Raw genomic sequence first — 14,005 nt, 5'->3', positions numbered from 1 at the left:
ATAAGTAAACTTAAAAACCAGAAGAGCATACCAGTATGCTCTCTGGTTTTGGTTTTTAATTATGCCTAGCTACTTAGTTATTTAATAACTTCCGAAGAAGGTACATAATAAACTTCTCCGCCAGCATCAGGGACAAATATACAGGACTTTTGAGAAGTGAAAAAGGATTTCCAAATCGGTTCGTTAGAAACTCGGTAATATTTCCCTAGAACTGGTTTAATCGCATCTGTGGCAGTTTTGAGATGATAGTGAGGAATGCCAATAAAGATGTGGTGAGCGACATGGGTACCAATATTATGATGAATATTGTTAAAGATTCCATAATCGCGATCGATGGTGGAAAGCGCTCCCTTTAAGAAGTACCAGTCTTTACCACGATACCAAGGAATATCTGCTTCGGTATGATGTAAATAGGTAACCAGATCGAGCCAGATTACAAAAATAAGATAGGGAACAATATAGAACTTGAATAGGAATAGAAATCCGTAGGTGAACCCCAACCACCCTAGGAAAACTATCATCGCAGTCCACAGAATGCTACTGGTCAAAATGTCATTGGTTTCCGATGCGCGGAAAAGATCGTTGTTGGGAACAAAATGAGAGGCTGTTGGACGGGCAGGCGATCGCTTAAATAGATAGAGAGGATAGGCAAACAACAGGGCATCAAAACGAATGAATTTGCCAACCCAGTCCATTTCTTGATATTGACTTTTGGTGACTGGATACCAACTTTCATCGGTGTCGATATTGCCTGTATTCTGGTGATGGGTGCGGTGGCTAATGCGCCAACCGTGATAAGGTACGAGAATTGGTATGTGGGTGAGATGCCCGATCAGATTATTTAGCCATTTGCTCCTTGAGAAAGAACCATGCCCGCAGTCGTGACCGACCACAAAAAAAGCCCAGAACATTGTCCCCGTAGCAAACCAGAAAATTGGATAAAACCACCATGCATCCAAGTACATGGCAGTGGCGTATAAACCTACAATAATCGCTGTGTCGGCAAAAAAATAGGCGAGCGATCGCCATACATTAGGTGAGAAACATGCTGATGGAATAGCGGCTTTTACATCTTGAAAAGTAAACGGAAGCTCAGTTTGAGATGTCGAAGATGTATCGGTAAGAGGGTTCTCGAGATTGATCCGATGAATAGTCGAAGACGACACGTATATTTCCCTGTTGTTAAGAAAAATTAAGTTGGCTTTTAGATCTTAGCAGTAACTTGGATTCTTCCTCGAAACCAAAGTTATCTAGTAAAAAAGCCCATCGATCGCCTTTGAGTCTGATATAAGCTTGCATTTGCGCGATCGCGCTCCGATCCCCTGCCAGTTGTTCAAGCTGTTTTGGCTCAGGGAGCCCATAAATTTCATAGGTAAAGGGGGTATGCCATGTGAGATGTCCCGAGCGATGCAATAGCCCTAAGGCGGTCTCTGCCTCGGGATAGGTGCGGGAGACTTCGGTAAAACTCCCTTGACGCGGAATTTTTGGCAATAGGGCAAGGGCTTTTTGGTACAGTTTTTGTTGTTGCTGTAGGAAAAAATCGACCCTTTGGCGATCGCCATTGTCGAGCAATCCCGTAGGCTCACTTACAAGCATCAATGCTTCCGCAGGCTGACCATCGCGTCCTGCTCTCCCAATTTCTTGAATATATTCTGAAAGCGTTAACGGGGGGTGAAAATGCAAGACCCATCGGGTATCGGGTTTATTAATTCCGAGACCGAAAGCAGATGTGCAGATTACAAAGGGATATTTATTGGCCATCCATTGCTGCTCGATATACCGCCTTTCTTGGGGAGGCAAGCCTGCATGGTATGCCGCCGTGGCAAAAGAATGGTCTCTTAACCAAGCCGCTAACATCTCGGCATCGTTACGGCTGCGGACATAGATTAATCCTGATTGTCCTAGGCGATCGCGAATAAATTTCAGAATGCGGGATTTTCGTCCCGACGGAGTCCAAGCAATTTCTACTTGGAGGCTGAGTTGCGGGCGATAGGGGCTAGTGCGGACGATATGGGGATTTTTAAGCTGTAGGCAGGTTTGTAATTCCTGCGTTGTATGGCGATCGGCGGTGGCCGTGAAAGCGGCGATCGCAATTTGGGAATGATCGGACTTTTGTGCCATCAAAGCCGAGCGGACTGCCCCTAAACGCCGATAGCTCGGACGAAAGGAATCCCCCCACTGCACGAGGCAATGGGCTTCATCTAGCATGATTCCCGCAATTTTTAAATGACGATCGCTGATTATTTCCCAGATTGGTTGACTCAAGAGCGTCTCAGGCGAAACATACAGCAAACGGATATTTGGCAGATTTCGGAGGATCTCGCGCCGTTCCCTTTGCGACAGATTGCTATGGATACAAGCTGCAGGTAGGTGCCGCGCCTGTAAGTCCCTCACTTGATCCTCCATCAGGGCAAGTAATGGAGAGATTACCAAGGTTAACCCCTCACGAAAAAGCGCTGGTAGCTGAAAGCAAATGGATTTTCCTCCGCCAGTTGCCATCACTGCTAAGCTATCTTGCCCTTGCAAAAGGCTGGTAACGACTTCCCGTTGAGATGACCTTAAGTCTTTATATCCCCAAATCTGCTGAAATGTCTGTTGGATTGTCGTCCATTCCCTCAATGTTTCTGACATTTACCCTAAATGATGTATGAAGTAGATTTCGATCAAACGAACCACAAGAAGATTTTTGAAAGCTTTGCTTTGCAAAGCTTTCAAAAATCTTCTTGGTTTGGGTTTGAGCGCAAAGCGCTGTAAGATTTTTCCAGCCAGTGCTAATTCTGCATAGGACTTAGCTAAAAACTTAGCAATGCTATAGTACTTACTTAACAAACCATGTTTGATATTATAATTTCATATTCATTACTTAACTGCTTAGATATAACAAATTGAAAAACTTTTAGAATTTCTTGAAGATGGCGATCTCCTTCCCTGATCGCCCTTCACGATCGCCCTTCATGACCATAAAAATCATAAAAACGAACTATAGGATTTCCTTTGAGATTGTGGCAAACACTTGCTCCCTAGAAAGATCCTATTTTTTTGCCTAGAGTAAAGTGCGGTGTTTTAGCTTATTAATTCTCAGGAGTCGAGAAGTGCTTGTAAGAGAAAGTAGATGCGTACTGTATTTTGTATTCAATTTTGTATTCAATTTTGGATTCAATTTTGGATTCAACGGTATTCAAGGGAAGCATGAGTTTTTGTTAAACCTAGCGGTTAATGATATTTTTAATAAAGATCTACTAATCTAATAAGTTATATAGCTGCAAATCCTTCCAAAGTTCGTTGTAAAGGGAAATTATTCAGGTGAGACCAGAAGAGTCATCTACTCTTGAGATCAAAGAGATGCTTCATCACGTACTTACGGTTGAAGATCCACAGGGGTTTCGCAATTTTCTCTTGCATGGCGTTACCTACTCCTTAGGACGCAGTCTGGGCAATTCGATTGTTCTTCGTTCTAATCTCGTATCTCGCCAACATGCAACCTTACTAGCGGTTGCTTCTCAGAAATCTTCATGCTTTTTTAGAATTATTGATGGTTGCATTGATGGCAGACGAAGTACTAATGGAATCTTAATTAATGGGAAAAAACGGTTTTCCCACATATTGTCCCATGGTGATGAAATTCTCTTTAGCAAAGATACAAAAGCTGTATATCAGGTGATTACGGCGATCGCTAATATCCCCAAAATTAATCGCTCGGAAAATCAGCTTGCTAACTCTAGTAATTCCATTGCGAATAATCAGTCTTTCAGTGAAACAGAGCTTTTTCAATTTTCGCCTTTACAATCAATTGCCGATCGCGATTTATCTATTCACGCTCAAGAAACGATTAATCGATTTATCTCCTCCCCAGAGCTAAATCCCCAACCAATTATTGAATTAAACTTAGTAGGAAAAATCCTATATCTTAATCCTGCTGCCTTGTACCAGTTCCCCAATCTTGAAGAGCAGCGGATCAATCATCCTTTACTCCAAAACTTGCTGGCTCAATTATTGCCTGTGGTTAATCCTATTCGTAAAGTGTTTATACGGGAGGTAGTGATTAATGAAAAGATATATGAAGAAATCATTCACTTTATGCCTTGGAATGAGATAGTTCGCATTCATATTTCTGATATTACGAAACAAAGACAGGCAGAGGCAATTATCTCCTACCAAATTCATTATGACGCTCTTACGGGATTGCCAAATCGCAAATATTTACATGAGCATTTAGTTGAATATATTGAAAAACTACAGGACAAACAACAAAAATTTGCTGTCTTATTCCTTGATATTGATCGTTTTAAATTAATTAATGATTCCTTAGGTCATAGTATTGGCGATCTCCTACTCAAAGCCGTCAGCGATCGCTTAAAGATCTTGATCAAAGAAGGTGATATCGTCGTGCGTTGGGGGGCTGATGAATTTGCGATCGTGGCGAAGTCGATCGAGTCTAACGATACCGTGCTGCAAACCGCGGAGGGGATGATTCAAGCGATGACTTTACCCTTTATCTGTGCTGGGCACGAACTGCATATTACCACCTGTATTGGTGCGAGTATTTATCCTGAACATAATACTGATATTGAGGGGCTTATTCATAATGCTGATATGGCAATGTATCGAGCTAAGGCTGAAGGTCAAAATAGCTTCCAGTTTTATATTCCCAATATGCAGGAGCAGAGTTTTCAGAGACTCTCTATGGAAAATAATCTTCGCCGAGCCCTTGAAAATGATGAATTGATACCCTACTATCAGCCGCAAGTCGATTTGAAGACGGGGAAAATTGTCGGTTTGGAGGTTCTATTACGATGGAAACATGTAGCTCTAGGCTCCATTCCTCCCAGTAAATTTATCCCGCTCGCGGAAGAGACAGGCTTAATTATTGCTATTGGTAACTGGGTTTTGCGTCAAGCCTGTTTGCAGGTAATCGCATGGCAAAATATGGGTTTACCACCGATCCAAGTGGGTGTAAATTTATCGATTAAACAACTGCAACAAAAGGACTTTCTCTTTTGCCTCAATCAAATTCTTGAGGAAACAAATTTCGATCCCCGCTATCTAGAATTGGAAATTACGGAAGGGATCATGATGGATAATGTTGAAGAGAAAATTACCCTGCTAAATCAATTCCGTCAGATGGGTATCCAGCTATCTATCGATGATTTTGGGACAGGCTACTCGGCTCTGAGTTATCTCAAAAATTTACCTATTGATACTCTCAAGATCGATCGCATTTTTATTGAATACATCGCTCATAACGAACACGATCGCACTATAGTCGCTTCAATTATTAATTTGTCCCATAGTCTCAATCTCAATGTGATCGCGGAAGGGGTCGAAACGAGAGAACAGGTCGATCTGTTGCAATCTCTAGGTTGCGATCAAATTCAAGGTTATTTTTACTATAGGGCGATGCCATCTGATGAGGTTGAGGCTTTGCTGAGATCGCAAGGGGTAACGCGACCAAATAAAATTGAGCCATAATAACGATTTCCAAACTCCTCAAGGGCAGGAGGCGGCGCTTTGCGCCGCCTCCTGCCCTTGAGGAGTTTGGAATAATTTGAAATGGGTTTTGAGAAAGGGTTTGCGTAGTAAACCCTTTCTCAAAACCCAAAAGTAAAAGCCTTGCTTAGCAAGGCTTTTACTTTTGGGTTTTGAAAATTTGCTAGCTTAACCCGAACTGACGTTAAATATTAAGCCACATTCTTAGGTTGACTTCCTGACTAGAGGAAGCATTGGGGATCTGTACTAGCTCAAAGTAGTTAAAAATCGGCTCTGCTAAAATGACTTTAACGTTACGGAGCAAGTCTTGTTGGAAAATCGCGACCTCGATTGCCTCACCAATGGCAAAGTCCCGCAGCCGCTCGTTAAAAGTTTCTGCGGTAACGCGAATTCCTGCGATCGCCAGTACCGCATCACCCGTATTAATGCCTGCTTTTTGGGCAGGCGACCCAGCTTCTACCCTGTCAACTTCCGCAAGCCCATTTTTGGATTTTAGCGTCATTCCGACAAAAGGAATATCCTGTCTAGTGGTTCGTAATTCTAAACCAAAGGGTTCGAGATAGTAGTTGTAATCGAGTTCTTTTGTACCATACAGATAATCATTCCAGAAATGCGATAGGTCTATCCCCGCAACAGTCTCGATTACCCCATGGAGTTCGGCTTCGCTAAAGCCCGTTTCATCCTTGCCAAAGCGTTCCCACATAATTTGCATGACTCGATCCAGCGATCGCAAATTATTAGTGCGATCACGGATCAGTAAATCTAATAACAGCGATAATAGTTCGCCCTTTAGATAGTAGGAGATTTGACTATTGTGAGTATTTGGATCGGGGCGATAGAGCTTGATCCAAGTATCAAAGCTGGACTCGAATAGCGATTGCACATTGCGCCCAGAGGTAGTTTGTAGACGGGTAATCGCATTACTAACGAGTTTCAGATAATGCTTAGCATCGTAAATACCAGCACGAAGAGGAAAAAGGCGATCGTAATAGCTAGTAGTTCCTTCGCTAAACCAAAGCGAACTTGTATAGTTTTCTCGATCGTAATCAAAGGTTTCAAAAGCCTTGGGACGAATGCGTTTCACATTCCAAGTATGAAAAAATTCATGGGCAACTAGATTCATAAATTGGCAATAGCTTTCTTCCTTGCGAAATCCCAAACGATTGTAGAGAAGTACGGTACAGTTCTTATGTTCTAATCCGCCAAAGCCATTACTGGTATGAAGAATAAAGTCATAGCGATCGTAGGGTAGTCCGCCAAACATTTCTGCTTCTACTGCCACGATCGCCGCAGCATCCTTGACCAAGCGCTGCATATCCCCATTGTGCTGCCCCCAGACCACAAAGCTATGGGGTTTGTTTTGGACGGTGAATTCATAGCGCTCGTGGATGCCAATCTCAAAGGGACTGTCTACTAAAATGTCAAAATTTTTGGCGTAGAAAGTATTCTTAGTATCGCCAAATGGGGGTAAAGCGGTCGCGATTTGCCAATTCTTGGGGAGGTCAGGAATATGAACGATGTAGGGATATTGCTGATATTCAGGAAGGTACATGAATACGGCAGCACCTGTAAAAAAGGCATGGGTGCGGTCGATATGATTGGTACGGACGGTTAGCTCATTGCCAAAAATGCGGTAAGAAATGGTAATAGGCGCTATAGAGCGATCGCTTCGTTGCAAACGCCAATGATTTTTACTAATTTTTTGCCATGCGATCGGCTTCCCATTTCCATCAATGGCGGCAAAGTCTTGTAAATGTTTGGCATATTCCCTTACTAAATAGGAACCTGGAGTCCAGACGGGTAATTTGAGATCGATAAATTCCTGTTGCCAATTGGCGATCGTTAGCTCGACATGGAGAAGATGATTTTCTGGTTCGGGAATAGATATTCGATAGGTAAATTGGTCGGAGTAATATTCTTTAGTCACTGAATCTTTAGTCACTGAATCATCCATGGGGCTAAACCTGCGATCGCAAACTTCACCTAATATAGCAATGCAAGTTTTACTTATAGCGCTTTGCGCTCAAATCCAAACCAAGAAACTTTTTGAAAGCGTTGCGAAGCAACGCTTTCAAAAAGTTCCTTGGTTCGTTTGATCGATAATAGAATTGATTGGCGGCGCTTCGCGCCGCCAATCAATTCTTGGGCTTTAGTTAGCGGCAGTTATGAAACAACCATTGATAGCTAGATCCCTTATTTTGAGATTTATTTTGAGATTAGCCAGTTACGGCGAAAGAAGCGAGCAAGATCCGATTCATCTAGGGCAAGACAGATCGGACGACCGTGAGGGCAGGTATGGGGATTGCGGGTCTGTTGCCATTGCTCAAGTAGATCGCGTAGGGCACTCATTTCTAGCTTTGTCCCATTGCGAATGGCACTGCGACAGGCTGCGGTTGCCCTTGCGAGGGTAGGATCCTGCTGTTGGGCAAGCTCTTGCAAGATGCTGCGGCAATCTGGGTGCCCGATTAAAATCTCTGGCAGCGATCGCACTGCCCAGAGATTAGAGCCAAAGACTTCAATGTCTAGTCCCAATGCTTGTAAGCATTCGATCCCTTCATCGGTCAGTTGCTTTAATAAAATCGGCTGCTCGATCGCCACAATTTGCCATTGAGTTTCGATCTGCTCAAAGATCACCCGCTCGTGGGCAACATGCTGTTCGATCAACCATAAACCGCTTGCATGTTCGGCAAGAATATAGGTGTCTAACACTTGAGCGATCGCTTTTAATCCAGAATAGGACTGACTAAAAGTTTCTCGTTTGGCGGGAAGTAAATAAGTAGTCTTTCTTTCCGCAGTTCGCAACAGATCGTTCGTGACATGACTGTAACTAATGGGAGAAGTTGGTTCGGGGATTTGCAAGATCTTGGCGATCGCATCTTTTAACTGGGCTTGGATATCGGCTAGGTCTTGGATGTAGGCTTCCACCTTAGCAGGATGGCGATTCCAGTCAATCCGCTCGTAGGGTAGGTTTAAACTGGCAATACATAGTGGAAAGCGATGGCGCGGTAAGGTACGCTCTAGACTAGAAAATATGGTTTGTTCTAATTCGGGAAAGTTAATGGCTCGACCGTTCAGAATGATTTTTACCCAATCGGGACGGCGACGCGATAGGCGATCGGGGAGTCCTAGGGCGATCGCCATATGCCCTGCGCTAGCAAAAGAAGAATGGGCAGTAAGCGCAAACTCTCGATACACCAGATCGTAGGGATGAATAGAATTAATAATTTGGGGCAAAATTTCCCTAGCATTAGCACCTGCCCAAATAGCTAGCCACTCGCGATGATCTAGATTGACCTGCCAATTAATATGGGGATTAGCGATCGCCATTTGTTGAATTTGCAACTGCACCTTGCGCACTTGTTGCGAATGGCTGGGTAAGGATTGTAATCGGTTAGGATAGCGTGCAAAGAGATGGCGCACTGTCACTACCGTACCTGTGGCGATCGCCACCACCTTGGGACCAGCTTGCAGTTGCCCATGCTCATCGTAATGGGCTTGATAGCCGAGGGATTCTTGGAGCGGGCGACTACAGATACTCAGATCGGCCAGTTGCGCAAGACTGTAAAGCGCCTCACCGCGAAAGCCTAGGCTTTTAATATGGCATAAGTCCTCGGCTCTGCTGATTTTGCTCGTAGTGTGAGGAGTGACGGCATCGGATAAATCGTCGATCGTCATGCCACAGCCATTATCACTGACCTGTACCGATAGGGTATCCGTCCAAATCGAAATTACGATCCTTGTCGCCTCAGCATCGATCGCATTTTCCGCCAGTTCGCGGACTACCGCCGCCAAAGAATCAATCACTTCACCAGCGGCGATGAGATGGACAACTTCTAAGGGGAGGGGCTGAATGTTTGGCATTGCTTATCCTAAGCGCTGCTTGAGCCAAAACTGTAAAGTTGGCAGGGCAATCCGATAGCCATATTTCGCACCATAAACCAGTCCTTTTTGTTCTAAGCTATCGAGCGCTCCTTGCAGGCTGCCTCCCTTAGATAGCTGATGTCTTTGGATATATTCACGGCTATGGGGGCTGACCGTAGGATCGATCGCCAAACTTTCGAGGACGCGCACCTGAGTCGGGGGCAGTAACATAATTAAAGACTCAAAGGTGGGGGCGAGATCTTCGATCAGATGCAGCATATTCTGATGGACATGGTGCGGCTGAATGAGAAATTCCTTGGGAGGATGATCGGGGTCGATGCAGCTAATGTCGATGCGGCGAATTAAAGCGATCGCATCGCTCAGATTGCCCTGAATATATTCTGTAAAAAGCTGTAAGGCGGTAGTCGAGGGATCAAATCTCAATCCTTTTGCCCCCATTGTGGGTTCCAGCCATTCGCATAATTCGGCATTGCTGAGGGATGGAAGCTCAACGACATGCAGGCTCAACTTATGCATCCAAGGTTCGGGCACTGTCGCAATTAAGATATAACTGACTCGACTCTGAAGTTGAATTTCCCGCCGCAGGTATTCTTCCCATTCGCCTTTGCGATCCCAAGAACGGATATGAGGAAAATTATGCAATACGATCGCGACCCGACAATCTAGCCATTCCGCCATCTGCTGTGGCACACTTAACAACTTCTCAAATAGATTCCAGATCCCGACCGAGTTGAGTTTCCAAACCATCCGAGGCTTAGATCTTTCGGTGAGGTCAAAGGTCACAGGCTGATCTTTGAGTGACTGCTGGATTACTAATAATTCTTCAGGGAGATCGAAGGTATGCAGCAAACTTTCTGCTAAAAGCTTGAGAAAGCGATCGCCATCGGTTGCCCTGAGACAATCGATGGTAATTATCCTCGCGCCAGCTTTTTGGGCAGCCCATTTGACTAAAGTTCTGCGTCCGCTCCCTGCCACCCCTGCAATTAGCAGATCGCCATCTGCTAATAAAATTTGACTGATTTTTTCTAATTCAACTTGTCTGCCTACCAGTCTTTGGGGCAAAAATGGGTTCTTGATCATTGCCTAATTGTATCGTAATGCAAGCTTTGCTTAGATCGTAAAACTCAAAACCTGAGTAGTAGCGCGAAGCGCCACTACTCATCTACTAGTTGAATAATTAGGCTTGCGTCGCTTCGCGACGCAAGCCTAATTATTCAACTAGTAGGCTTCAAGATTCTTAAGGTGGCTAGCACTATTTTTTAGTATTATGGGTATAGCTGTCTATCCCTAAAATATTTATGGCAATTGCAGAACAAGAGCTTGAAGCTCCTCCGCACGCGCATTGGCATACTCTTGATGTCGATGAATCGATCGCTTTATTACAAAGTGATGTTAACCAAGGAATTACTAACCAAGAAGTTAAGGCTAGATTCCAGCGCTATGGAGCCAATGAATTAGTCGCCAAAATTGGGCGATCATCACTGCAAATCTTTATCGATCAGTTTACCAATATCATGCTGATCATGCTGATGGCAGTTGCCGTGGTTTCGGCAATTCTCGATATTAGGGATCACGAATTTCCCAAAGATGCGATCGCCATTTCCTCGATTGTCTTGCTTAATGGCATTCTCGGCTTTATGCAGGAGACTAATGCCGAAAAAGCCCTTGCGGCTCTCAAGCGCATGTCTTCCCCTAAGGTCAGGGTGATTCGTGATGGCGGAGTAATCGAAATCGATGGTAAGAACCTCGTCCCTGGAGACATCATGCTCCTAGAAGCGGGAGTACAGGTTGCGGCCGATGGAAGATTGCTAGACGAACAAAACTTACAGGTGCGGGAATCGGCTCTGACGGGAGAAGCCGAAGCCGTAAATAAGGAGGCAAAACTCGTCCTAGAGGAAGATGCGGGTTTAGGCGATCGCTTAAATTGCGTCTATCAGGGGACTGAGGTCGTACAGGGTCGCGCCAAGGTACTAGTCACCAAAACAGGAATGCAAACTGAATTGGGGAAAATAGCTGCCCTCATCCAGAATGTAGAAACCGAAGATACCCCCCTCCAGCAAAGAATGACCCAGCTAGGGAATGTACTGGTCACTGGTTCCCTAGTGTTAGTAGGCTTAGTTGTGTTGGGAGGGATGTTGAATAAAGGTAACTTTGGCGAACTTCTCAAGACTTCCCTGAGTATGGCGGTAGCAGTAGTACCCGAAGGGCTACCTGCGGTGGTAACAGTTACCCTTGCCCTAGGGACTCAACGCATGGTCAGGAGAAATGCCCTGATTCGGCGTTTGCCCGCCGTGGAGACCCTTGGCTCCGTCACCACGATCTGTTCTGACAAAACTGGTACGCTCACCCAAAATAAAATGGTAGTGCAAGGGATTCGCACTGGGCTCCATTCCTTGCAAGTAACGGGCGATGGATATGCTCCTGTCGGAGAATTTACCATAGATGGTGTGCCTGAGAAGCCGACCTTTGCCGTTAACAACATTCCCGAAGTGCAGCAATTATTAATGGCCTGTGTATTTTGCAACGATGCCATCTTGCAGCAAAAAAATGGGGAATGGATTATTATTGGCGACCCCACTGAAGGTGCTTTGATCGTGCTTGCCAGTAAAGGTGGTTGCGATGCGGCGGAATGGCAACATCGGATGCCGCGCGTGTTTGAAGTTCCTTTTTCCTCTGAGCGTAAGCGCATGAGCGTTCTGGTTCAAGGTGAACATGGCGGGAATGTCCTCTTTTGCAAAGGTTCGCCAGAGTTAACTTTAGAATGCTGTACCCATATCCAAATTGGCGATCGCATCGATCCGATCTCAGATGCTCAACGCCAACAGGTGTTCGCCCAAAATAATGAACTAGCCCGTCGTGGTCTAAGGGTACTCGGATTTGCCTATCGCAACTTGCCCGAATTACCAGAGGCTGGACTTAATGAAAACGATGAAAGTAATTTAATCTGGGTCGGTCTGGTGGGAATGCTCGATGCTCCGCGTCCAGAGGTACGCGAAGCCGTAAAACTTTGTCGTGAAGCAGGTATTCGCCCCATCATGATCACTGGCGATCATCAGCTCACTGCCAAAGCGATCGCTGAGGATCTGGGCATTGCCCAATTGGGCGATCGCGTTCTTACGGGAAGAGAACTCGAAAAGATGAGTGCCACCGAGCTAGATCGCGAAGTCCAAGAGGTTAGCGTCTATGCTCGTGTCTCCCCCGAACATAAATTGCGGATCGTGCAATCCTTACAGAGGCAGCATCAATTTGTTGCCATGACGGGGGATGGTGTGAATGATGCTCCTGCCCTCAAACAAGCGGACATCGGCATCGCGATGGGTATAACGGGTACTGACGTATCCAAAGAAGCCAGTGACATGATCTTGCTCGATGATAACTTTGCCACTATTGTCGCTGCCACCGAAGAAGGTCGCGTAGTTTATACCAATATTCGGCGTTTTATTAAATATATTCTCGGTAGCAATATTGGCGAAGTCATTACGATTGCGACGGCTCCCTTAATTGGTCTGACCGTGCCCTTAAGCCCTCTGCAAATCCTTTGGATGAACCTCGTTACCGACGGATTGCCTGCCCTTGCCCTTGCCGTCGAGCCAGCCGAACCAAATGTCATGAAAAAGCCCCCTGTGGATCCTCGCGAAAATATCTTTGCTAGAGGGATGGGAGCTTATATGGTCAGAATTGGCATTATCCTTGCGATTATCACGATCGTGCTCATGGTTTGGTCCTATGGCTTTACCAATACACACTTTAATGAAACCTATGTGAAAGAGCGATGGGCGACGATGGTGTTTACAACTCTTTGCCTAGCCCAAATGGGTCATGCGATCGCCATTCGTTCTAATACGCAGCTAACCATAGAACTGAATCCGATGACAAATCTTTATGTTTGGGGATCGGTAATTATGACTACAGTCCTGCAATTAGTGCTAATTTACGTGGAGCCATTCCGTCGATTCTTTGGTACTCATCTGATTACCCCAACCGAATTGGCAATTTGCTTTGGGTTTAGTGCATTAATGTTTGTTTGGATAGAATTAGAGAAACTGGTAATTCGTTGGTGGTTATGGCAGCGTCAAACCTAACGCCAATCTAGATGCCAAAGCCAAGGACAATGCTAAAAAGTATGCTAGGCTACAAATTTGGGTAGCGATTCAAGTGTATTAAAGTTCAAGAATCAGTGGAGGAGTTAATTTGAAAAAGGTTGAAGCAATCATTCGTCCATTCAAGCTTGACGAAGTCAAAATTGCTCTGGTAAATGCTGGCGTAGTCGGTATGACCGTATCAGAAGTACGCGGTTTTGGTCGTCAGAAAGGACAAACGGAGCGCTATCGTGGTTCCGAGTACACTGTTGAATTTCTACAGAAGCTCAAAATTGAGATCGTTGTAGAAGACGACCAAGTAGATATGGTGGTAGATAAAGTTATTACTGCCGCTCGTACTGGCGAAATTGGCGATGGTAAGATTTTCGTATCTCCTGTAGAGCGAATTATCCGAATTCGTACTGGTGAAAAGGATTTAGAAGCTGTCTAAGTCTTTGTAACGTTCAACGAATTTCATTAAAAGAGTCAGTACCTAGTGCTGACTCTTTTAATTTTTTATAATTTTTATAATTTTTTAAGTACCTCAGCATAATTAA

The 14,005-nt window shown here is 44.8% G+C and carries 8 protein-coding genes; 3 read left to right on the top strand and 5 right to left on the bottom strand.

Annotated elements, in window-relative coordinates; all coding sequences use genetic code 11:
* Positions 1–77 precede the first annotated feature (77 nt).
* Positions 78–1,166 (bottom strand): DUF3474 domain-containing protein, encoded by a 1,089-nt coding sequence (locus AC805_RS20210; RefSeq protein WP_055077075.1) that lies wholly within the window; start codon positions 1,164–1,166, stop codon positions 78–80.
* 16 nt (positions 1,167–1,182) lie between these two features.
* Positions 1,183–2,631, bottom strand: coding sequence for an ATP-dependent DNA helicase RecQ (locus AC805_RS20205; RefSeq protein WP_055077074.1), 1,449 nt, complete (start codon positions 2,629–2,631; stop codon positions 1,183–1,185).
* A gap of 672 nt (positions 2,632–3,303) precedes the next feature.
* Between AC805_RS20205 and AC805_RS20195 the strand changes: the two genes are divergently transcribed.
* Positions 3,304–5,469 (top strand): EAL domain-containing protein, encoded by a 2,166-nt coding sequence (locus AC805_RS20195; protein ID WP_055077072.1) that lies wholly within the window; start codon positions 3,304–3,306, stop codon positions 5,467–5,469.
* Between the two features lie 202 nt (positions 5,470–5,671).
* Here AC805_RS20195 and AC805_RS20190 read toward each other — a convergent pair whose 3' ends face one another.
* The 3 genes from AC805_RS20190 to AC805_RS20180 form a co-directional block, all read right to left on the bottom strand.
* Entirely contained in the window at positions 5,672–7,441 is a 1,770-nt protein-coding gene (locus tag AC805_RS20190) for a M61 family metallopeptidase (RefSeq protein WP_055077071.1), read from the bottom strand.
* Between the two features lie 251 nt (positions 7,442–7,692).
* Complete coding sequence (mutL, locus tag AC805_RS20185) at positions 7,693–9,348, bottom strand: DNA mismatch repair endonuclease MutL (RefSeq protein ID WP_055077070.1); 1,656 nt, start codon at positions 9,346–9,348, stop codon at positions 7,693–7,695.
* Between the two features lie 3 nt (positions 9,349–9,351).
* The gene (locus AC805_RS20180) at positions 9,352–10,449 is read right to left on the bottom strand and encodes a hypothetical protein (protein WP_055077069.1); all 1,098 of its coding nucleotides are present in this window, start codon (positions 10,447–10,449) and stop codon (positions 9,352–9,354) included.
* Positions 10,450–10,667: 218 nt separating this feature from the next.
* Between AC805_RS20180 and AC805_RS20175 the strand changes: the two genes are divergently transcribed.
* Positions 10,668–13,451: a cation-translocating P-type ATPase gene (locus AC805_RS20175; protein ID WP_055077068.1), complete on the top strand. Its 2,784-nt coding sequence runs from the start codon at positions 10,668–10,670 to the stop codon at positions 13,449–13,451.
* Between the two features lie 109 nt (positions 13,452–13,560).
* Positions 13,561–13,899 (top strand): P-II family nitrogen regulator, encoded by a 339-nt coding sequence (locus tag AC805_RS20170; RefSeq protein WP_009627341.1) that lies wholly within the window; start codon positions 13,561–13,563, stop codon positions 13,897–13,899.
* Positions 13,900–14,005 lie beyond the last annotated feature (106 nt).

This window comes from Pseudanabaena sp. 'Roaring Creek' (genome assembly GCF_001402795.1).
Taxonomy (GTDB): domain Bacteria; phylum Cyanobacteriota; class Cyanobacteriia; order Pseudanabaenales; family Pseudanabaenaceae; genus Pseudanabaena.
Note: the sequence above shows the minus strand (reverse complement) of the source record. Positions and strands in the feature narration are given on the sequence as shown.